The following is an 18601-nucleotide window of genomic DNA, read 5'->3' on the forward strand; positions in this document are numbered from 1 at the left end:
TCATGTGTCGTCGGCCTCCGCCATCTCCTTGGCGCGTTCGATCACCTCATCTGCACCGCGGTCGGCGAGGTCCTCGCCCAGCTCGCGGGCGGCGTCGACGTGGTTTTCGACCGGGAGTGCGCGTCGGTCGGCGATCTCCTCGGTTCCGTCGGGCGCGAGCACGCGGACTGTCGTCGTGACGACCCGACCCTGGAACACCGCCCGGACGCCGATCGGGGCCACGCAGCCGCCACCCAGCGTTTCGAGGATCGTGCGCTCGACGGTCGCCTCGACGCGCGTGCGAGCGTCATCAATGAGATCGCGGATCGTCTCGGCGGCTTCGCCTTCCTCGGCCACGACGGCGACGACCCCCTGGCCAGGAGATGGAACGAACTGCTCGTCGGGGAGTGCCTGGAAGTCGAGGTGATGGGTCAGTCCCAGCCGATCCAGCCCGGCTTCGGCGAGCACGATCGCATCGTATTCGGTGTCGACTTCGCGTGCCGTGGCCCGGCGTTCGATCTCGGCGAGGCCGTTGAACCAGTTGTCGAACGACTGCTCGAACGTCTGGCCCGTCGCTTTGGTTTCCTCGTCGCCATTTTCGGTGGTTTCTTCTCTCTCTTGGGCATCCAGTCGCGCCGTATACTCGGCCTTGAGGGTGGGTGCGAGTAACTTTTCCACCCGCGTATCGACGTTGCCGCGCAGTGGCTGGACGTCGAGATCCGGGCGTTCGGCGAGCAACTGCGCGCGCCGGCGGAGACTGGACGTCCCGACCGTCGCACCCTCCGGAAGGTCGGCGAGTTCGGTCCCATCGGGCGTCACCAGGACGTCGTTCGCCGGCGCGCGTTCGGGCACCGCGGCGACGGTCAACCCCTCGCGATCCTCCGTCGGGACGTCCTTCAACGAGTGGACGGCGGCGTCGGCCTCGCCTGCCCGGACGCGCTCGTCGAGGCTGTGGACGAACGCGCCGGTCTTGCCGAGGCGATGGATGAGCTCGTCACGGAGCTCGTCGCCCGTCGTCTCGACTTCGAGGAGTTCGACCTCGTGACGGCGACTCTCCAGGGCGTCGCGTATCGCCCCGGTCTGCCGGAGCGCGAGATCCGACCCGCGCGTGGCCAACCGGAACGTCGTGGCACGGCTGCTCATTAGCCGTGTGTCCACGGTCGAGCGGGATAACCTCACCGCTCGACGCTGGCGATAGCTGGCCCGGATCGAAGTGCCGCCAGCCGATCAGTACGGCTCGTCTTTCAGCCCCAACACGTACGCGAGCGCGTTCGTCGTGACGTGCAGGATGGGAGTCAGGATGACGACGACTGCCAGCACGGCCGGCGTGAACGTCTCGCCGAACCAGGTTGGCGCGGCGAGTGCGGCCAGGCCGAGCGCGCCGAGTACGAAATCGAGTTGGTCGAGGCCGGGGACGGGCGCGCCGCGCTGGCGATCGAGGCGGCGTTTGATGAACGAGGCGGCGATGTCACCGACCATCGCGCCCAGTGCCAGCGCGACGGCGGCCGGGATCGGGAATCCAGGCAGAGCGACGCCGATCGCGTCGCCAATGGCGGGTGCCGCGGCGTCGAGTGCGAGCGCCAGGGCGGCCCCCGCTGCGGTGCCGGCGACCGTGCCACGCCAGGTCTTGCCGTCGCCGAGCAGGCGCGCACCGCGATAGGTTCGCCCGCCGTCGATCGGCTGACCGCCGCCGGCCAGCACGGCGACGTTGTTGGGGAGATATGCGGGCAACATCGCCCAGAACGCGATGACGACGACCGAGAGCCACGACATCTTTCCCGGCGATACGATGGCCGTCAGTTAAAGACATCTGATTCCGCTCGTGGCGTGGTCGGTTTGATCCGGCAAGCATGTGCCCCCAGTTCTGAAGTCCGTGGCCGGCCAAGAGAGGATATGAGCAGTTCCGGTCTCTGTGGCATCTGCGGTCGCACCGGTGCCGGGTACACTTGCGATAGATGTGGCTCGCTCGTCTGTGAGCGCCACTACGAGGCGTCGGTCGGATTCTGCGTCGAGTGCGCCCGCGAAGTGGGCGGTGGCGGGCAACCGAGTGGGGACGATCAGCCGGACACCGGCGACACCTATCAGTTCTGACTCGACGACGAGAAGATCGTACACGTGAGCCACCCTATCACCCGGGCGACGGCGTTGACGAGATGGAGAGCCACCAGCAACACGATCACACCGACGACCGACGCGGCGAGTGCTTCCGGGAGCGTGTCGATGACGATGGGACCGAACCCGCCTGCTCCGGCTGAACTATCGATTGAGAGCGCCCCCAGTTCGACGGTCGACCCCTCGCCGGTCAACAGCTCGTAGCGAACGCCGGGCAACCAGTACACCAGCGGCGCGACCAGTAGCGTCAGTGGGATCACCAGCCCGAGTGTGAGCGCGACGAACGCGACAGTGCCGACGATGAACTGCGCCGGGAAATAGACAACCATCCCGTAGTTGTGGCGGTCGGTTACGACCGTCTTGGCATAGTCGCGGACCGACAGCTCGTCCGCGTCGGTGGGTGTCCAGGTCGCGTCGACGTTCAGCAGCCCTCTTGCGATCCGTGTTTCGATCACACCCGCATAGTCGGCGGCTCCGAGGACGCCGATTAGAATTGGGACGCCGATCACTAGCGGGATCAAGACGATTCCCAGAGTGATTCCAGTGAGAAACAGCGTAAAGTACGCGATCCCCAGCGGGAACCGCAGGAACATGTACGCCAGGTTGCGATACGTTCGCTTCGCCACCACGACGCCAAGGATGCGACGCGACAGCGATCTGTTAGACGTGGCCGTCATGGATCGATCTTTTGTTGCCCGGGGATACGAAAAGGCGGCCCAGATTACGCTGTCACCAACTCGCCGTAAGATTTTATCCGTCTCGATGACGGTTCAGTTTCCGTTTGAGCCGCTTTGCCGACTCGCCGGCTGCCCGGTAGTAGGCATCCGGATCGGCGTCGCCCGGCCCGCCCGCCTCCTCGCCGGCGAAGATGATCCCCCGCGAGGAGTTCACGAGGCCGACTTGTGGGTCGACACCTGGCACCTCCGCCAGCCCGTGCTCGACGGCAGCCTCGGCGTCCCCACCCTGCGCGCCGACGCCCGGCACGAGGAAGGGGAGGTCCGGAACCTGTTCGCGCAGGGATTCGAGTTCCTCCGGGGCCGTTGCACCGACGACCAGGCCGACGTTGTCGTTGCGGTTCCACAGGTCCGCGAGCGCCGCGACGCGTTCGTAGAGCGCCTCACCGTCTTGGAGTTCGAGGCCCTGGAGGTCCGCCCCGCCCGGGTTCGAGGTCCGACAGAGGACGAAGACGCCGGTCTCCTCGCGGCTGAGAAACGGCTCCAGGGAGTCTCTGCCCATGTAGGGGTTGACGGTGATCGCGTCGGCGTCGAGACCGTCCCCGTCGAGCACTTCGGCGTACTGGCGGGCCGTGTTGCCGATGTCGCCCCGCTTTGCATCGAGCAGGACTGGCACGTCCTTGCCGTGGGCGTAGGCGATGGTTTCGGCCAGCGCGCGCCAGCCGTCGGGGTCCTCGTAGAACGCGGCGTTGGGTTTGTAGGCGGCGGCGTGCTCGTGGGTCGCGTCGATGATCCGGCGGTTGAACGCCCACCGCGGCAACTCCCGGTCGGCGAGGTGCTCTGGAAGACGGTCGGGATCGGGATCTAAGCCCACCGAGACGACGCTGTCGACCGCGTCGATCCGGCCGGCCAGTCGCTCGAAGAAGGTCATATTCACCCTCCGGCCCCCCTCGACTCAAGTATTTCCATGTGGGCGACGACTTCCTCGCTCCTCTCGTGCTCGGTCTGTCAACGCGACCCAGACGTTGCGTCGAACACAACACTCAATTGTGCCTCCGCTGTATCCTCTCTCGATGACCGTCAACGCGGTGGTCTTCGACCTAGATGAGACGCTGGCCGTGACCACGCGCGATCGGGGGACGCTGATCGAGGAGGCGACCGCCGTCGCCGGCGGCGACCCGATCGAGTACACGACCTATCAGGATACCCACCACGAGGCAGTCACGAGCGAAACGCGGGCCCCTATTTTCGAGGCCGTCATCGACGACGAGACGGTCGATCCCGACGCCGTAGCCGACACCTACCGCGAGGCGGTCAACGACGCGCTCGTTCCGGTCGATGGCGCGAGTGACCTGCTCGCCCATCTCACCAACGGCGCTGGCTACCGCGTCGGCGTGTTGACCGACGGGCCGGTTCGCGCCCAGCGGAGCAAACTCGACGTGCTCGGGTGGGATGACTATCTCGACGCCAGCGTCGTGACCGGGGCCTTAAAGACGCGCAAACCCGATCCGATCGCGTTCGAGGCGATCCTCGAGGAGATGTCTGTCCGCCCGTCCGAGGCGGTGTACGTCGGCGACAAGCCGGAGGTCGACGTCGCGGGAGCCAAAGACGCCGGCCTGGCCGCGGTGCAGGTACTCTATCCCGGTGGTCCCGAGTTGCACCCGCGGGCCGACGCCGCGGTCGATCGGGACAAGCTTCGGACGGATTTGCTCGACGTTCTCGCCGGCCTGTGAGCGGGCGGCGACGTGGCCCGTGAATCCGTTCGATGATTTTTGTATATGGAACGAGAGGCATAGATATGCGCTTGTTACAATCGAGCGGTAGTCCTTGCTGGTGGCACCGATGGTAAACGTCGCGCTCTCGGCAGCACAACTCGTCTTGGCGCTGATTCTGGTGGTATTAAACGGCTTTTTCGTCGCTGCGGAGTTCGCCTTCGTCCGGGTTCGGGGGACATCGGTCGACCAGCTCGCCGAGGAAGGGCGGCCCGGCTCGGCGACGCTGCAAGAAGTGATGACGAATCTCGATAACTACCTCGCCACGACGCAACTCGGCATCACCATCGCCTCGCTCGGATTGGGGTGGGTCGGCGAACCCGCCGTGGCGGCGCTCATCGAGCCGATACTGGAATCGGTTCTGCCGGCGAGTCTCATCCATCTCGTGGCGTTCGCAATCGGATTTAGTATCATCACGTTCCTCCACGTCGTCTTCGGTGAACTCGCGCCGAAGACGATCGCAATCGCCCAAACCGAACGACTCTCGCTGTTTCTCGCCCCGCCGATGAAGTTCTTTTATTTCATACTCTATCCGGGTATTGTCGTCTTTAACGGGGCGGCTAACGCGTTCACGCGGTCGCTCGGTGTGCCGCCCGCTTCCGAGACGGACGAGACTCTCGGTGAGCGAGAGCTCCTCCGGGTACTCACACGATCGGGTGAGGTGGGGGACATCGACCTGGCAGAAGTGACGATGATCGAGCGGGTCTTCGATCTCGACGACATCGTGGTGCGGGAGGTCATGGTTCCACGGCCTGACGTGGTGAGCGTTCGGGCGGATGCCGCGCTCTCGGACCTCCAGTCGATCGTCCTCGAGGCTGGTCACACCCGCTATCCAGTGCTTGCCGCCGAGGACGGCGATCAAGTGATCGGATTCGTGGACGTCAAGGACGTGTTACGAGCGGAGGTGGAGGGTGGGGACGCCAAGTCAGTCGGCGACATCGCCCGCGAGATCGCGATCGCCCCCGAGACGATGGCACTCAGCGATCTCCTGAGACAGTTCAGGGAAGACCAACAGCAAATGGTTGCAGTTATCGACGAGTGGGGGGCGTTTGAGGGGATCGCAACGGTTGAAGACGTCGTCGAGGCGCTCGTCGGGGACCTCCGGGATGAGTTTGATATGGACGAGCGCGAACCCTCGATTCGCCCGCGTGATGATGGGGGATACGACATTGATGGGGGCGTCCCGTTGTCGAAAATCAACGACATGATCGAGGGGGAGCTCACGAGTGACGAGGTCGAAACGATCGGTGGGCTGGTACTCGAGCAACTCAACCGTGCGCCGGAACGTGGCGATCGCGTTGCGGTCGCCGGGTACGTCGTCACGGTGACGAGCGTCGAGGGGTCCCGAATTTCGACGATCCGGGTCCAGGAACGTCAAGAGGGCGATTCAGTAGTGGACTGATCGGACGTCCCCTGGCTGGCCGGAGGTCCGAACACCTTCGACCGGAACCGGATGCGCACGAATGCGGATCCGTGAGTCCGCCGAAGGTTCGCGTCTCGCCCGACTGGCGGTGACCGATTCGATGACACGCTGGACAGGCTCACCTCTCAGTGGCGACGCTGACGAGCAGATCGACGGCTCGCTTGACCGCGGCGGCTGTCGGGACGGTGACCTGCACTTGCTCGTCAGTTACGTCCACCCTCAAAAATTCATCGTCCGTGTGAGCGTGTACGGCCGATTTGCCGGCCCGGACGTGAAGGAGAAGTCCGTCCGACATCGGCTCCAGCGTGGCGAGGACGCGACCATCGGCATCGATGACTGCCGCCCCCTCGTCCGGAGCGGACGGCTCTCGGTCCTCGCCCGCCACGACAGAGAGCCGATCCAGCCCGGCCGTCTCGCGGCCGTCGATCTCCGCCCGCAGGAGCGTCGCGATGCGCTCGCCGTCGGTGACGCAATCGTCGACCATCAGAGGGCCTCCAGCGTGCGATCGATCGCCTCGTCGACGTCGATGCCCTGCCGGCGCGCGTAGAGGATCGCTGCCGTCTCCAGGGTGACGCCGAGATCGGACTGGAGGCCGTTGATCGCCGCGACGGCTTGCTGTTTGTCCGTCCCCTCGGCCACGACCGTATCGAGGACTCGCTCGAACGTCGAGCGCTCGCGGAGGATCGATTCGTCAGGCTGGTAGCCGTCGGGAACAGTCACCGACGTCGGATCGAAGGCGAGTTCGAGGCTGTCGTCGGTTGCCGTCACCAGCCCCTCGCCTTCGGCGATGTCGATCAGCCGCTTTGCCTGCTCCGGTGAGAACCAGTCACGGTCGAGGCTGAGGTCGACCACGAAGTCACTCCGCGGAAGCTGGTCGCTTCCGGCCTGGACGAACGGGGCGGCCACGGCTGTCCGGAGACTCATCGTTCGCAGGTGGTCCACAGGGACGCCTAAAGCTGGCGATCACGCCGCGCCGCCGGTGAGCGATCCGCCGTGGACCCCCACGATTCTCCGTGAGGATTCCAGAGCGCAGAGAAAACCAGTGTGCTTTATGAGTCTCAATCGGCAAATTCCACCGGAGGCAACAATAATGGCTACAGTGGAAGTCGATCAGGACCTTTGTGTCGGCGACGAGATCTGTGCGGCAATGGAACCGGAAATCTTCGAAATGCGTGACGATGGGCTCGCGTACGTCGTCGACGGACAGGAAGAGGTCGACGGCGATATGGTCGCCGCCGCCAGAGAGGCTGCGGACGCCTGCCCCGTCGACGCGATCACCGTCGAGGAATAACGCCCGCCGCAACGCGTCGTTTTTCGAAGCCGACCGATGAGACGTTTGTCCGTCCACGCCGACCCCGCCGTCCCAGCTCGTTCGTTCCGCGGACGAACCGGCGACTGCGATTCGAGAGGTTCAAGTGCGCGCTGATACTTCTCTCAAACATGAAATTCCAGGGCCGCTCGACCCGAAAACGTACTGGAGGTCGACGACGTCACGCACGGAACAAGCGCCGCCACGAACTCGGCGACGAACCGACCGAGACGGAAGTCGGCGAGCAGAAACTCAAGTTCGTCGACGCTCGTGGCGGGACCGAGAAGATCCGTGCTGTCGCAACCGACGTCGCCAGCGTCGCCACCGACGACGGGACTGTCGCTGCCGAGATCGAAAACGTCGTCGAGAACCCCGCCAACCCGAACTACATCCGGCGGAACATCATCACGAAGGGCGCGGTCGTCGCGACCAGCGAGGGCGAGGCCCGCGTCACCTCCCGACCCGGTCAGGACGGCCAGGTCAACGCTGAGCTAATCGAGTAACTCCTCTCACCGTTAGGACGGCTGAGGAACTGCTTTCTGGAGTGCGCTTTCGGCGATGTTGCTCCCGTAGTCGGCGGTCCGACTCAACGAGTCGACCACCAGGCCGAGTCGGTGGGCGCGCTGGGGGTCGTCGAACTGCCGGATCAGACTGTCGACCTCTCGGGCTTTCTCGTCGACTTCGGGGATACGCCCCCGTGCCTCGTTGGCCAGCGAGACCGCCTCGTCAGGATCGTCGGCCAGCAGGGCGTCCATCGCCGTCTCGGGCACGGAGATGGCGATCTCCCGGAGTTCGTCGAGCGCGTCAGCCTCCTCCTCGGGGACTGCCTCGATGTCGGTGGCGATGTCGGCGATCTTGTTGGCGTGGTCGGCGATACGTTCGAGTTGGCGTGCGCCGGACTGATAATCGAAGACGGTCTCCCGGGGGAAGCCCATATCGTTGGCCGCTGTCGGATTTCGCAACACGGTTCGGAACACCCGTGAGACCATATACCACAGCCGGTCGACGTCGTCGTCCCGTTCCATGACGTCGGCGGCGAGTTCGTCGTCGTTCTCGACCAGTGCGGTCACCGCGTCGGCGGACATGGTTAGCGAGACCAGCCGCATCCGGGTGATCGCGTTGTTGACCGACAGCTCCGAGGAGTCCAGCAGATCCTGGAGCACGACCCGGTCGCCGGTCTCCTCGATGACTTCCAGGCCCACGAGTCCCTGGGTGGCGTTTCTGATGTACCGGCGCTGGGTGGCGGTGATCCGGGGGGCTTCCAGGCGGATGATGTCGAACCCGCTGACGTACATCGTCATCACGGCGCGGGTCAACTCCGTCTCCTCGGTCAGCCCGCTCACGTCGAGGCTCCCCTCCGCCCGCTCGCGATCGTCCTGGGGCGAGAGCAACAGCATGTCTTCCTCGGAGTGGAACTCCACGACGCTGCCCGCGCTGACGTCGTTTTCCGTCGCCCATTCCTTGGGTAATGAGACCGTATACGTCGAGCCACCGGTGACCTGAACCTTGCGGGTCTCCATATCACCCTATATTGACCGTATCACAATAAACGCTTTCGAATCTATATATAATATTCCGGAGTCGCGACCAGAGACACACCCGAATCCGGCGTTTCGGGGCCGTAAACCCCGATCCTGTCCACACACCGTTCAATCCGCCTCGATTCACCTGGCACCCATTCGAACGACGAAACCGATCAGTCGCCAGGTCGCTCGTCCTGCATTCACATTGTACTATCCGGAAGGACCACCCAATCTGGCGGTTTGGGTGTTCTTGCCGTTTTCCACGGCGGGAAACGGACGGTGGTAAATATGGATATATAGTCTATATACTACTAATAGTAGGGTACTTATTCGTCTCGGCGGCTTTCTCGAACAATGTCACGGAAGTCAGATCGCGCCGTGTCGCGACGACAGTTCCTGATCGGGGCCGGGACGGCAAGTGCCGGCTCGATAGCGCTTGCTGGCTGTACCGAACAGGGTGGGACGACGACCGACGGCGAGGACTCACTGTCGGGTGAGTTCAGGATGACCGGGTCGAGCACGGTGTATCCCCTGGCTGTGGAGGTTGTCAACCAGTTCGAAAACGATCATCCCGAGGTGAGTGTTCCGCTCAATCGGACTGGAAGCGGGGGCGGGTTCAGCAACCATTTCTGTGTCGGGAATTCGGTCATCAACAACGCCTCGCGACCGATCACTAACGGGGAGTCCGAGCAGTGTAGCCAGAACGACGTCACTCCCCACGAGATCAAGGTGGCGAGCGACGCGGTGACAGTTATCGTTAACAGCGACAACGACTGGGTCGAGTGTTTGACGGTCGACCAGCTCGCCCAGATCTGGCGGGAGGACGGAGCCCAGACCTGGCGCGACGTCGACTCGTCCTGGCCGAACGAACCGATCAACCGCTTCGGCGCGGCGAGGACCTCTGGCACGTTCGATTACTTCAAGGAGGTGATCGTCGGTGAGGACACAAACCACACCTCGGACTACTCCGCGACCGAGCGGGACAACGAGATCCTCGCGGGCGTCCAGCGCGACCAGTACGCCATCGGGTACTTCGGATTTGCCTACTACGCCGATAATCAGGACGTGGTCAAGGCCGTCTCGATCGACAACGGCGACGGGTGCATCGAGCCGTCCCTCGAGAACGCCAGGACCGGCGAGTACCAGCCCCTGTCGCGGCCGTTGTTCACCTACGTCGCCGAGAGCGCCCTCGAGCGCGAGGAGGTCGCCGAGTTCTGTCGGTTCTTCGTCGAGGAGAGCACCAACCAGGAGCTGGTGGCCGACACGGTCGGCTACGTCCCCAACACCGAAGAGGAACGCGAGACGCAACTCGACGAGTTGAACGCTGCCATCGAGTCCGTCCAGTAGAACCATTCCGAGTCGCTTTTCACTCATACCTGGGAAATCACAGATCATAGATGAGTGCTGAAAGGAACACACCGGACCTGACCGGCGGCCCCGAGACGCGGACGACGCGTGAATCGGTCTATCATGCTCTGTTCTTCGTCTCCGCCGCCGTCTCCATTCTGACCACGGTCGGCATCATCCTCGTGTTGACGATCGACGCGGCCGGCTTCTTCTCTCAGTACTCCGCCGTCGAGTTCCTGACGGGGCCGACGTTCAACGTCCAGCGGGAGGTCTTCGGGGTCCTCCCGCTGATGGCCGGGACCTTTCTGATCACGATCGGGGCGGCCGTGGTCGCGCTCCCGTTGGGCGTGTTGACGGCGATCTACCTCAGCGAGTACGCCAGCCCGCGCGTGCGATCGATACTCAAACCGTTGCTCGAAGTGCTGGCCGGCGTCCCGACGGTCGTCTACGGGTACTTCGCGCTGGTGTACATCACGCCCGCGCTCAACGTCGTCATCGAGTGGGTAAACGGAACGCTCGGCCTCGCACTGCCGACGCTCGGGCTGTTCAACGGGCTCTCGGCGTCCATCGTCGTGGGTATCCTCATCATCCCGATGGTCTCCTCGATCAGCGAGGACGCGATGTCCGCGGTGCCGGACTCGTTGCGGGAGGCGGGCTACGGGCTCGGGGCGACCAAGTTCAAGGTCTCGACGACGGTCGTGGTCCCGGCGGCGATCTCGGGCATCACCTCGGCGTTCATCCTCGCGATCTCCCGGGCCATCGGTGAGACGATGGCTGTCACCCTCGCAGCCGGGACGAGCCCGCTGGATCTGCCGGCCACGGAATCGGCGTTCGGAATCCCGTATGTCGCCCCGACGGACATCGTCGGGCTGTACGCCGAGGGCATGGCGACGATGACCTCGAAGATGATCGACATCGCCCGCGGGGACCTCGCCGGCGGGTCGGTCAGCTACGACGCGATGTACGCGATCGGGCTGACGCTGTTCGTCATTACCTTGACCATGAACGTACTCAGTGACCGTATCGCAGCACGCTACCGGGAGGAATACGAGTGATGTCGGTCGGCTCCAATGCGTCGAACGGCTCGGCGTTCGGGGAGGTGAATCGGCTCTGGGGTATCGCCTTCCGGTATCTCTCGGCCGGCGCGTCGGTGCTGGGACTGATCGCGCTCGCGTCGCTGTTGACGTTCGTGTTCTGGGACGCCTTCGGCCTCTGGAGCGCCGGCACGGGCTGGTATCTCACCTTTGGGGCGACGCTGGTCGTCCCGACAGCCGCGTTCCTCTGGTACGCACGGACGCGTCCGGTCGTCGCCGAGGCCGCACTCGAGCTGGTCAGCGCGACGGTCGGCGGCCTGCTCGGGGCCGTCGGGGCGGTGATCGTGCTGCTCGTGATCGCCGGCCCGAACGTTTGGTTCGCGTACTTCCTCACGGTCTTTGCGCCCGTCGGGGCGCTGTACGCTTACGGCCGGTACGACGTGGACGCGAACTGGACCGGGCTCGCCGCTCTCTTCGTCCTGCTGGTCGGTCCGATCGGCGGCACGCTCGCCCTCCCGGTGTTGACGACGGTCGGCGGCCTGCTGGGCGGTCCCGGGATCGTGTTCGTCTCGATCGTGCTCCCCGGGGCGGCGATCCTCGCGTTCCTCCTTCGGTCGATGTTCGAGTACGGCCGGCGGGTCGCGCTCGGGGCCGCCGTGGCGCTGCCGCTCGTCGCGATCGCCGGCGTCCCGGCGATCGACCGAGTGGCTGTCGTCTCGCGGACCGTCTGGCTGACACTACTGGTCGTCTTCGTCGTCCCGGTAGTCGTCGCGGTCGCCAACACGGTCCGTGACCGGACCCGTCGGACCGCCTTCGCCCTGCCCGCGATACTACTTGGCGGGTTCGTCCTCGGCCGGGGGATCGTCGACGCGCTCGGCTTCCACCGACCGGAGCCGTGGCTCGACTGGCAGTTCCTCACCAGCGACCCGGTGACAGGGACGGCCGCTGAAGCCGGTCTCTATCCGGCGATCGTCGGCTCGGTGTTCGTCATCGTCCTGGTCGCCGTCCTCACCTTCGTGCTGGGCGTCGGCGCGGCGATCTACTTAGAGGAGTACGCCCCATCCAGCGGACCGCTGGCCGGGATCACCCGGATCATCCAGATCAACATCTCCAACCTCGCGGGCGTCCCCTCGGTCGTCTACGGGTTGCTCGGGCTGGGCATCTTCGTCAACATGCGACTGGAGTCGCTGTCGATCCCCCTCGTCGGGATCGAGATCCCGCTCCCCTTCGCCTACACTGGCATCGGCGTCGGGACGGTCCTGACGGCGGCGTTCACCCTCTCGTTGCTCATCCTGCCGATCGTCATCATCTCGGCCCAGGAGGCCGTCCGGGCCGTCCCGGGTTCGCTCCGGCAGGCGTCCTACGGGATGGGTGCGACGAAGTGGCAGACCGTCCGGAGCGTCGTGATCCCGGAGGCGTTGCCCGGTATGTTGACGGGCACGATCCTCGCACTGGGGCGGGCGATCGGCGAGACCGCACCGTTGATCATGGTCGGCGTCGCGACGAGTACCTCGAACCCGCCCAGCGGCTTCTTCTCGACGGTGAGCGCGATGCCGAGGCAGATCTACACCTGGTCGTCGCTCCCCGGGGACGCCTTCCAGCACGGCGTGACAGCGGCGGGCGTCGTCACGCTGTTGATCGTCCTGTTGACGATGAACTCGGTGGCGATCCTGCTGCGAAACAAGTACGAAACGGAGGCCTGACGATGTCACAAGACAACACCTCACCCGACCCAGCATCGAACGACGAGCAACTCGTCTCGACCGCGCCCGGCCGCGGTGGCCTCGGCGACGGATCCGACGCCACGCAGGGAGAGAGCCACACCGTCATCGAGACCCGCGGGCTGAACGTTTACTACAGTGATACCCAGGCGATACAGGACGTTTCGATGGAGATCCTCTCGAACCGGGTGACGGCGATGATCGGCCCCTCCGGCTGTGGGAAGTCGACGTTCCTGCGCTCGATCAACCGGATGAACGATCTCATCGACACGGCCCGGATCGAGGGCGAACTGCTGTTCGAGGGCAAGAACGTCTACGACGACGACGTCGATCCCGTCGCGCTCCGCCGGAAGATCGGGATGGTCTTCCAGCACCCCAACCCCTTCCCGAAGAGCATCTACGACAACGTCGCCTACGGCCTCCGCATCCAGGACGAGACCGAAAACCTGGACGAGAAGGTCGAGACGGCACTGAAACGCGCCGCGTTGTGGGACGAGGTCGAGGATCAACTCGACGAGTCCGCGCTGGACCTCTCCGGAGGCCAGCAACAGCGACTGTGCATCGCGCGCGCCATCGCCGTCGACCCCGAGGTCATCCTGATGGACGAACCCGCCAGCGCCCTGGACCCCATCGCGACCTCGAAGATCGAGGACCTCATCGAGGAACTCGCCGAGTCCTACACTGTCGTCATCGTCACCCACAACATGCAGCAGGCGGCCCGGATTTCGGATCAGACCGCCGTCTTCCTCACCGGCGGCGAACTCGTCGAATACGACGACACCGACAAGATCTTCGAGAACCCGGAGAGCCAGCGCGTCGAGGACTACATCACCGGCAAGTTCGGATGACGCATCATTCCATCGGCTCTCGTGGATCTTCGGCGAATCGTTCGAACATGACCAACATATATAGGACCGAACCACCCACGACCAACCATGCCACGTGAAGGATATCAGGAGAAACTCGACGAACTCCAGGAGGACGTCCTCTACATGAGCGAGGTCGTCTTCGATCGCCTCCAGACGGGACTGGACGCCCTGGAGAAGAAAGACGACGAACTAGCCGAGGAAGTCATCCACGGCGACGACGAGATCAACCAGCTCTATCTCGATCTCGAACGCGACTGTGTCAACCTGCTGGCCCTCCAGCAGCCGGTCGCCGGCGACCTCCGGTTCATCGCCGCCAGCTTCAAGATCATCACCGACCTCGAACGGGTCGCCGACCTCGCCGTCAACCTTGGGGAGTACGCCATCGATGCCGAACAGGATCACGGACCGGACGTCGACGTCCAGGCGATCGGCGAGATCGTCGTCGAGATGAACGAACAAGCCATGGCGGCCTACACTGACGAGGACAGCGAACTCTGTTATGCGATCGGCGACCGCGACGACGAGGTCGACGCGATGTGTCAGGACGCCTCCGACACGGTCATGCGCAACCTCATCGAACGCGAGATCGACGAGGACACCACCGACGAGGAGATCGAATCCCTCATGCGTGACGTCTCACGGCTCCTCCTCACTGTCCGGGACCTCGAACGCGTCGGCGACCACGCCGTCAACATCGCCGCCCGGACACTGTACATGGTCGACAACGACGACGCCCTGATCTACTAGAGACGACCTTTTTACTGCGGGGGGTCGCCACGGGCGACCCCCGCTTGCAAAAAGCTCGGCCAAAAACAGCCGAGCGCCGTCGGCGCTCGGCGAAACGCGGCGCTTCGCGCCGCGTATGCTCGTCCACTATCTTTCCTTCTCTAGTATCGCGGTGTACAGCCCGCCGTCGCCCGCCCACGTCTCCGTTCGCGTCCAGACAGTCGCTTCGAGAACGTCGTCCATCTCCGTCGGCGAGACGAGCAGGTAGTCGAACCACGGCGTCGCGAAGGTTTTGTAGCGCGTCCGCATCCTGAGCGCACCGGGGAACCGGCCGCGGTCCCGGTTGAACGCGTGGTACTCCCGATGGTGTGGATCGTCGGTGTCGTGTGGATCCCGGCTCTGTGCGAGGATTCGACCGTCCTCCGTCGTGACCGTCGCCAGGCCATCCAGGATGTCCGGCGCGGTCTCGGCAGTCCCGACCAGTCCGAAATTGGCTCCGAGCATCAGCACCGTCTCGAACGCATCGGAGACGAACACGTCAGCGACGTCTATCACGTCACACTGCTCGACCGTGTCGAGCCCGCGGTCCCGACTCACCTCGACCGCACCCGGCGAGACGTCGATCCCGGTCACGTCGTGACCCTGTCGCTGTGCGTACAGCCCGTGTCGACCGGCACCGCACCCGATATCCAGGACCGATCCACGGAGATGATCGAGGGCAGTCTGTTCGTCCGTCCCCCACTCGTCGTAGTCGCTGAAGTACATCGCCGGTCCCGCCGACGGCGCGACGTGCCCGTCGTCGCGCTCGATGATTTCGAACCCTTCCGCCCGCTCGTGGTAGTCACGTATCGCCTGCCCGTAGGCGTCCTCGTCGGGATCCATGCGCTGTTCTCAGGCGGTTCACAGAAAAATCCGGCGGGAACGATTGGCACCGTTCAGATGTCCTCGACGCCAGACATACCGGCGTCCGTAATCTGGAAACGGGCCGTGTCGCCGGTCGCCTTCGCGTGGTGTTTCTCCAGGGTGGCCCGGCGCTTGCCGCCGCGGAAGCGATCCAGCCGGAGGACGAGCGACGACCAATGATTGAGCGTGTGGCCGCCCAGGGGCCGTGCCCGATCGCCGTCGGGATCGCTGAACACCTGATTGGTAAAGGCGACGGCAAGATCGTGCTTACGGGCCAGGGCCAGCAAATGTGTGATCTGGCGGGCGACCGCCCGCAGCGCCTCGCCGTCTTCCTGTTCAGTGCGCTCCAGCCGGTAGAAGCCCGTCGCGCTGTCCAGCACGATCAGATCGACCTGGCCGCCGAACTCCTCGGCGTCGCGGACTGCCTCCTGTTGTTCCTCGAAGGTGTGGGCCTCGGTGAGGATGATCCGCGAGGCGAGGTCCTCGACATCGCCGCGGGCGTCGGCGAGTTGCTCCAAGCGGTCGATCGAGACGCCCTCGGTGTCGAGGTAGAGTGCTGACTCCCCCGCTGCAGCCGTCTCGACGGCCGCCCCCAGCGCGAGGTTGGTCTTCCCGGCCGCCGGCTGCCCGTAGATCTGCGTGACGGCACCGCGTTCGAGGCCCCCGCCGAGCAGCTCGTCGACGGCGTCACAGCCGGTCGAAATTGGCTCGCTCACTGCGCGGTCCTACTGGCGGTCCGTGCAAAAACCCCGCGGATCGACGGCCCCTGAACAGCGAGTGAGGTTGGCACCCGTTACTGCCCGTCGACGCCACGAGCGCCGTCCACATCGGCAACGTATCGGTCGAGATGCTCCCGGATGGCTTCGGGGTCTTCGAGGTCCGTCCAAGCACAGTGAATCGGCGGTCGCCACCAGCCACGGCGTCTGATCGTGAGTGTCGTCTCGGTCTGTTCGACACTCGTGATTCGATTCCAGCGGTCGAGGCGACGGATAACGGACCGCGTGCGCTCCAGTCCGGACGGTCTGGCACGGTAGGTCCAGGACTCCCCGAGGTTCAGCAGGACAAAGCCGGAGACATAGGCGATCCAACCGAAGACTGTCACGGCGATGCCACCGGGAACCAGATCGAGAAACGCCGTGAGGAACCCGACAGCGATCATCGCCAGGGAAGTCCCCACGACACCGATCCGCCACAGCCGTGGCCACCCCGCCTCCCACTCGCACTCGATCGGTTCGTCGGCGAGGATCGCGTCGATGTACCGTGTTCGGGACATCGCCGCCAGCAAGATACCGAACAGGCCGCCGATATAAGCGACGGCGAACACGGCGATCACTGCCATCTCGGTGGGGAATGCACTCACCTCGCCGGCGACGAGGTATCCAGCCGCCGTGACCCCAGCCACCACGACGAACGCCCACTGGCGGCGTGACCGCCCCAGTCGTTCGGGCAAGCCCCCCAACCGACGGACGGCAAATGCCGTCCCGATCGTGGTCACGGTCACGACGACGAGAAACGCTACGTACAGTGCTGCCGCCCCACTGATCCCTGACTGCACGGCCAGGGCAAGAGCTGCTGGGGTCACGAGCGCAGTCACGTAGAGTCCTCCCGCGAGGGCGTACGTCGTGTCGACGCGCTCCGCGACCGCCCCACCGGGAGCGGATCCCAGATCCGCTCCTCGTTCGGAGCGACTGAACGGGCCCATATCGGACTCTGTCCTTCCAATATGTTAATTATTTCGAACGTTCGAGGTAGCAGTAATATCAGTCGAGTCCGAGACTTAGTTTCAGCGCGTCGTCGATCTCCACCATCGTCCCTGTATCGAGGCTCCCGAGTACCGAGTGGATCCGCTTCTCGATCGATACGACGCGAATCTGGTCAAGCCGGACCGAGGAGTCCTTCTCGAACGGAGAGTCATTCGCCTCGACGAGTACCTCAAACGGGTATCCCCGGTACGTTCCAGTCGCCGGCGCGACGATCGTCGTACTCGCATTCGCGTTCCCAACGTCGTTCTGGACCACGACGGCGGGTCGGGTTTTCTTCATCTCGTGGCCCTCGGCGGGATCGAGTCTGCCGATCACGACATCCCCCCGTCGAACCTCGGGAGGACCACTCATTCATCGAGATCCTGCCAGGCCTCTTTCGACGTTTCGTCCCACTCTTCAGCGAGTTCAGCTGCTCCTTCGGACGCCTGGCGGTACGCGGCCGCCAGTTCGTCGTCGTCAGGGCCGTCGGATTCGACATCGACGACGGCGACTGTCACCCGCTTGTTCGCGTATTCCGTTCCGAGGTAGATCCGCCCCCGGTCGTCCGTTTCGTTGGTCTGAAGTTCGTCGGCGTCCACGTTCATGGTGCCCACTATTACCCACGGCAGTATGAATCTTCCCGTGTTGCGGTTGGAGACGACAGGCACCGAGCGTACCAAGTACGTCGGCCGCAATACTCCACCGTGATCGTTGTCGCCACTGCGGACTTCGAACTCTATCACGGCGTGGTCACGGAGCTGCGCGACCGCGGCGTGACGTTCACCACGATCGAGCCCGACGAGGAACTCCCCGAGCGAACTGAGGCGGTTGTCGTGGGCCCCGAGGAGACGATCGACGTCCCGGACGATGTCGCCGTCGTCGAGGCCGATCCCGCCGAGCCACGACGGGCCGTCGAGGATCTCCTGGCAATCATGCGGGGCGAGGGTGGGCGGATCGTCGTCGGCGTCGATCCGGGCGAGAAACCCGGAATCGCCGTCCTCGCCGGTGACGTGGTGATCGGGGCCTTCCAGGTGCCGCCCGATCAGGTCGGCGAGGTGGTCCGCCGTGAGGTCGAAGACGCGACCGATCCGCTGGTCCGGATCGGCGACGGCGCGCGACTCGTCGGCTCGCGGATCGTGGACGCCCTCGAGGACGTGCCCGTCGAAGTGGTCGACGAGACCGGGACGACGCCGTACCTCGGGACGGGAGCGAGAGGGATGGGCGACGTGCTCGCGGCCGTCAATATCGCCCGGATCGAGGGCGAGCGCGTCGATTCGATCGACATCGACCCGACTACGGGAGAACTCGACCGAATCAAGGAACGCTCCAGGGAGGAAAGCGAGACGAACCGTGCCATCGACGAACACCTGGCCCGCCGGGTCGCCGCCGGCGAGTTGACCATCGAGGAGGCGCTCGCCGAGCATCAGGTCGGGAAGGACTGACCCTCCTGGGAACGCCGCGGCCAAT

The 18601-nt window shown here is 64.6% G+C and carries 23 protein-coding genes; 11 read left to right on the top strand and 12 right to left on the bottom strand.

Going from position 1 to position 18601, the window contains the following annotated elements; genetic code table 11:
* The gene (gene hemC / locus HBNXHr_RS03415; protein WP_275883175.1) at positions 1-1122 is read right to left on the bottom strand and encodes a hydroxymethylbilane synthase; all 1122 of its coding nucleotides are present in this window, start codon (positions 1120-1122) and stop codon (positions 1-3) included.
* 84 nt (positions 1123-1206) lie between these two features.
* On the bottom strand, positions 1207-1752 hold the full coding sequence (locus tag HBNXHr_RS03420; protein WP_275883176.1) for a CDP-2,3-bis-(O-geranylgeranyl)-sn-glycerol synthase: 546 nt from the start codon (positions 1750-1752) through the stop codon (positions 1207-1209).
* 120 nt (positions 1753-1872) lie between these two features.
* On the opposite strand from HBNXHr_RS03420, the gene HBNXHr_RS03425 reads away from it, so the two are divergent.
* Positions 1873-2070: a zinc finger HIT domain-containing protein gene (locus HBNXHr_RS03425; RefSeq protein ID WP_275883177.1), complete on the top strand. Its 198-nt coding sequence runs from the start codon at positions 1873-1875 to the stop codon at positions 2068-2070.
* On the opposite strand, the gene HBNXHr_RS03430 is transcribed toward HBNXHr_RS03425, so the two are convergent.
* Both HBNXHr_RS03430 and pyrF read right to left on the bottom strand, forming a co-directional pair.
* Positions 2061-2768 carry a sensor domain-containing protein gene (locus HBNXHr_RS03430; RefSeq protein WP_275883178.1) on the bottom strand — a complete coding sequence of 236 codons (708 nt, stop codon included), beginning with the start codon at positions 2766-2768 and terminating at the stop codon, positions 2061-2063. The genes HBNXHr_RS03425 and HBNXHr_RS03430 overlap by 10 nt on opposite strands.
* A gap of 73 nt (positions 2769-2841) precedes the next feature.
* Positions 2842-3696, bottom strand: a complete 855-nt coding sequence (gene pyrF / locus HBNXHr_RS03435) for an orotidine-5'-phosphate decarboxylase (protein WP_275883179.1) — start codon at positions 3694-3696, stop codon at positions 2842-2844.
* A 142-nt stretch (positions 3697-3838) separates the two neighbouring features.
* On the opposite strand from pyrF, the gene HBNXHr_RS03440 reads away from it, so the two are divergent.
* Both HBNXHr_RS03440 and HBNXHr_RS03445 read left to right on the top strand, forming a co-directional pair.
* Positions 3839-4498, top strand: a complete 660-nt coding sequence (locus tag HBNXHr_RS03440; protein ID WP_275883180.1) for an HAD family hydrolase — start codon at positions 3839-3841, stop codon at positions 4496-4498.
* Between the two features lie 109 nt (positions 4499-4607).
* Entirely contained in the window at positions 4608-5939 is a 1332-nt protein-coding gene (locus HBNXHr_RS03445; RefSeq protein WP_275883181.1) for a hemolysin family protein, read from the top strand.
* Positions 5940-6078: 139 nt separating this feature from the next.
* Here HBNXHr_RS03445 and HBNXHr_RS03450 read toward each other — a convergent pair whose 3' ends face one another.
* Both HBNXHr_RS03450 and HBNXHr_RS03455 read right to left on the bottom strand, forming a co-directional pair.
* A complete protein-coding gene (locus HBNXHr_RS03450) occupies positions 6079-6444 on the bottom strand; it encodes a hypothetical protein (protein ID WP_275883182.1) in 366 nt (121 codons plus the stop codon).
* On the bottom strand, positions 6444-6884 hold the full coding sequence (locus HBNXHr_RS03455) for a DUF2240 family protein (RefSeq protein WP_275883183.1): 441 nt from the start codon (positions 6882-6884) through the stop codon (positions 6444-6446). The genes HBNXHr_RS03450 and HBNXHr_RS03455 overlap by 1 nt, the downstream gene beginning before the upstream one ends.
* Positions 6885-7050: 166 nt before the next feature.
* On the opposite strand from HBNXHr_RS03455, the gene HBNXHr_RS03460 reads away from it, so the two are divergent.
* Both HBNXHr_RS03460 and HBNXHr_RS03465 read left to right on the top strand, forming a co-directional pair.
* Positions 7051-7251 (top strand): ferredoxin, encoded by a 201-nt coding sequence (locus HBNXHr_RS03460; RefSeq protein ID WP_275739515.1) that lies wholly within the window; start codon positions 7051-7053, stop codon positions 7249-7251.
* 149 nt (positions 7252-7400) lie between these two features.
* Positions 7401-7772 (top strand): 30S ribosomal protein S8e, encoded by a 372-nt coding sequence (locus tag HBNXHr_RS03465; RefSeq protein WP_275883184.1) that lies wholly within the window; start codon positions 7401-7403, stop codon positions 7770-7772.
* Positions 7773-7784: 12 nt separating this feature from the next.
* Here the strand turns inward: HBNXHr_RS03465 and HBNXHr_RS03470 are convergent, their stop codons facing one another.
* Positions 7785-8789 (bottom strand): PhoU domain-containing protein, encoded by a 1005-nt coding sequence (locus HBNXHr_RS03470; RefSeq protein ID WP_275883185.1) that lies wholly within the window; start codon positions 8787-8789, stop codon positions 7785-7787.
* 357 nt (positions 8790-9146) lie between these two features.
* On the opposite strand from HBNXHr_RS03470, the gene HBNXHr_RS03475 reads away from it, so the two are divergent.
* From HBNXHr_RS03475 to phoU, 5 genes are all read left to right on the top strand, one after another.
* Positions 9147-10139 carry a PstS family phosphate ABC transporter substrate-binding protein gene (locus tag HBNXHr_RS03475; protein WP_275883186.1) on the top strand — a complete coding sequence of 331 codons (993 nt, stop codon included), beginning with the start codon at positions 9147-9149 and terminating at the stop codon, positions 10137-10139.
* A gap of 50 nt (positions 10140-10189) precedes the next feature.
* Positions 10190-11194: a phosphate ABC transporter permease subunit PstC gene (gene pstC, locus HBNXHr_RS03480; protein WP_275883187.1), complete on the top strand. Its 1005-nt coding sequence runs from the start codon at positions 10190-10192 to the stop codon at positions 11192-11194.
* Positions 11194-12876, top strand: coding sequence for a phosphate ABC transporter permease PstA (gene pstA, locus HBNXHr_RS03485; RefSeq protein WP_275883188.1), 1683 nt, complete (start codon positions 11194-11196; stop codon positions 12874-12876). Before pstC ends, pstA begins: the two co-directional genes overlap by 1 nt.
* A gap of 2 nt (positions 12877-12878) precedes the next feature.
* Positions 12879-13742, top strand: coding sequence for a phosphate ABC transporter ATP-binding protein PstB (pstB, locus tag HBNXHr_RS03490; protein ID WP_275883189.1), 864 nt, complete (start codon positions 12879-12881; stop codon positions 13740-13742).
* 87 nt (positions 13743-13829) lie between these two features.
* Positions 13830-14510 (top strand): phosphate signaling complex protein PhoU, encoded by a 681-nt coding sequence (gene phoU, locus HBNXHr_RS03495; RefSeq protein ID WP_275883190.1) that lies wholly within the window; start codon positions 13830-13832, stop codon positions 14508-14510.
* Between the two features lie 126 nt (positions 14511-14636).
* Here phoU and HBNXHr_RS03500 read toward each other — a convergent pair whose 3' ends face one another.
* From HBNXHr_RS03500 to HBNXHr_RS03520, 5 genes are all read right to left on the bottom strand, one after another.
* Complete coding sequence (locus HBNXHr_RS03500) at positions 14637-15371, bottom strand: class I SAM-dependent methyltransferase (protein WP_275883191.1); 735 nt, start codon at positions 15369-15371, stop codon at positions 14637-14639.
* Positions 15372-15424: 53 nt separating this feature from the next.
* On the bottom strand, positions 15425-16108 hold the full coding sequence (gene radB / locus HBNXHr_RS03505; protein WP_275883192.1) for a DNA repair and recombination protein RadB: 684 nt from the start codon (positions 16106-16108) through the stop codon (positions 15425-15427).
* Positions 16109-16185: 77 nt separating this feature from the next.
* A complete protein-coding gene (locus HBNXHr_RS03510) occupies positions 16186-17094 on the bottom strand; it encodes a hypothetical protein (RefSeq protein ID WP_275883193.1) in 909 nt (302 codons plus the stop codon).
* 58 nt (positions 17095-17152) lie between these two features.
* Positions 17153-17506 carry a type II toxin-antitoxin system PemK/MazF family toxin gene (locus HBNXHr_RS03515; protein WP_275883194.1) on the bottom strand — a complete coding sequence of 118 codons (354 nt, stop codon included), beginning with the start codon at positions 17504-17506 and terminating at the stop codon, positions 17153-17155.
* On the bottom strand, positions 17503-17739 hold the full coding sequence (locus HBNXHr_RS03520; protein WP_275883195.1) for a hypothetical protein: 237 nt from the start codon (positions 17737-17739) through the stop codon (positions 17503-17505). Before HBNXHr_RS03520 ends, HBNXHr_RS03515 begins: the two co-directional genes overlap by 4 nt.
* A 99-nt stretch (positions 17740-17838) precedes the next feature.
* On the opposite strand from HBNXHr_RS03520, the gene HBNXHr_RS03525 reads away from it, so the two are divergent.
* Positions 17839-18576, top strand: coding sequence for a hypothetical protein (locus HBNXHr_RS03525; protein ID WP_275883196.1), 738 nt, complete (start codon positions 17839-17841; stop codon positions 18574-18576).
* The last annotated feature ends 25 nt before the right edge of the window (positions 18577-18601 follow it).

This window comes from Halorhabdus sp. BNX81 (genome assembly GCF_029229925.1).
Taxonomy (GTDB): domain Archaea; phylum Halobacteriota; class Halobacteria; order Halobacteriales; family Haloarculaceae; genus Halorhabdus.

Bases quoted from the DNA above. Each gene is read 5' to 3' on its own strand.
- phoU (WP_275883190.1), top strand. From the start codon at position 13,830: ATGCCACGTGAAGGATATCAGGAGAAACTCGACGAACTCCAGGAGGAC.
- HBNXHr_RS03470 (WP_275883185.1), bottom strand. From the start codon at position 8,789: ATGGAGACCCGCAAGGTTCAGGTCACCGGTGGCTCGACGTATACGGTC.
- hemC (WP_275883175.1), bottom strand. From the start codon at position 1,122: ATGAGCAGCCGTGCCACGACGTTCCGGTTGGCCACGCGCGGGTCGGAT.
- HBNXHr_RS03500 (WP_275883191.1), bottom strand. From the start codon at position 15,371: ATGGATCCCGACGAGGACGCCTACGGGCAGGCGATACGTGACTACCAC.
- pyrF (WP_275883179.1), bottom strand. From the start codon at position 3,696: ATGACCTTCTTCGAGCGACTGGCCGGCCGGATCGACGCGGTCGACAGC.
- HBNXHr_RS03460 (WP_275739515.1), top strand. From the start codon at position 7,051: ATGGCTACAGTGGAAGTCGATCAGGACCTTTGTGTCGGCGACGAGATC.
- HBNXHr_RS03465 (WP_275883184.1), top strand. From the start codon at position 7,401: ATGAAATTCCAGGGCCGCTCGACCCGAAAACGTACTGGAGGTCGACGA.
- HBNXHr_RS03445 (WP_275883181.1), top strand. From the start codon at position 4,608: ATGGTAAACGTCGCGCTCTCGGCAGCACAACTCGTCTTGGCGCTGATT.
- HBNXHr_RS03510 (WP_275883193.1), bottom strand. From the start codon at position 17,094: ATGGGCCCGTTCAGTCGCTCCGAACGAGGAGCGGATCTGGGATCCGCT.
- HBNXHr_RS03475 (WP_275883186.1), top strand. From the start codon at position 9,147: ATGTCACGGAAGTCAGATCGCGCCGTGTCGCGACGACAGTTCCTGATC.
- HBNXHr_RS03430 (WP_275883178.1), bottom strand. From the start codon at position 2,768: ATGACGGCCACGTCTAACAGATCGCTGTCGCGTCGCATCCTTGGCGTC.
- pstC (WP_275883187.1), top strand. From the start codon at position 10,190: ATGAGTGCTGAAAGGAACACACCGGACCTGACCGGCGGCCCCGAGACG.
- HBNXHr_RS03420 (WP_275883176.1), bottom strand. From the start codon at position 1,752: ATGTCGTGGCTCTCGGTCGTCGTCATCGCGTTCTGGGCGATGTTGCCC.
- HBNXHr_RS03520 (WP_275883195.1), bottom strand. From the start codon at position 17,739: ATGAACGTGGACGCCGACGAACTTCAGACCAACGAAACGGACGACCGG.
- pstA (WP_275883188.1), top strand. From the start codon at position 11,194: ATGTCGGTCGGCTCCAATGCGTCGAACGGCTCGGCGTTCGGGGAGGTG.
- HBNXHr_RS03425 (WP_275883177.1), top strand. From the start codon at position 1,873: ATGAGCAGTTCCGGTCTCTGTGGCATCTGCGGTCGCACCGGTGCCGGG.
- HBNXHr_RS03440 (WP_275883180.1), top strand. From the start codon at position 3,839: ATGACCGTCAACGCGGTGGTCTTCGACCTAGATGAGACGCTGGCCGTG.
- pstB (WP_275883189.1), top strand. From the start codon at position 12,879: ATGTCACAAGACAACACCTCACCCGACCCAGCATCGAACGACGAGCAA.
- HBNXHr_RS03455 (WP_275883183.1), bottom strand. From the start codon at position 6,884: ATGAGTCTCCGGACAGCCGTGGCCGCCCCGTTCGTCCAGGCCGGAAGC.
- HBNXHr_RS03450 (WP_275883182.1), bottom strand. From the start codon at position 6,444: ATGGTCGACGATTGCGTCACCGACGGCGAGCGCATCGCGACGCTCCTG.
- HBNXHr_RS03515 (WP_275883194.1), bottom strand. From the start codon at position 17,506: ATGAGTGGTCCTCCCGAGGTTCGACGGGGGGATGTCGTGATCGGCAGA.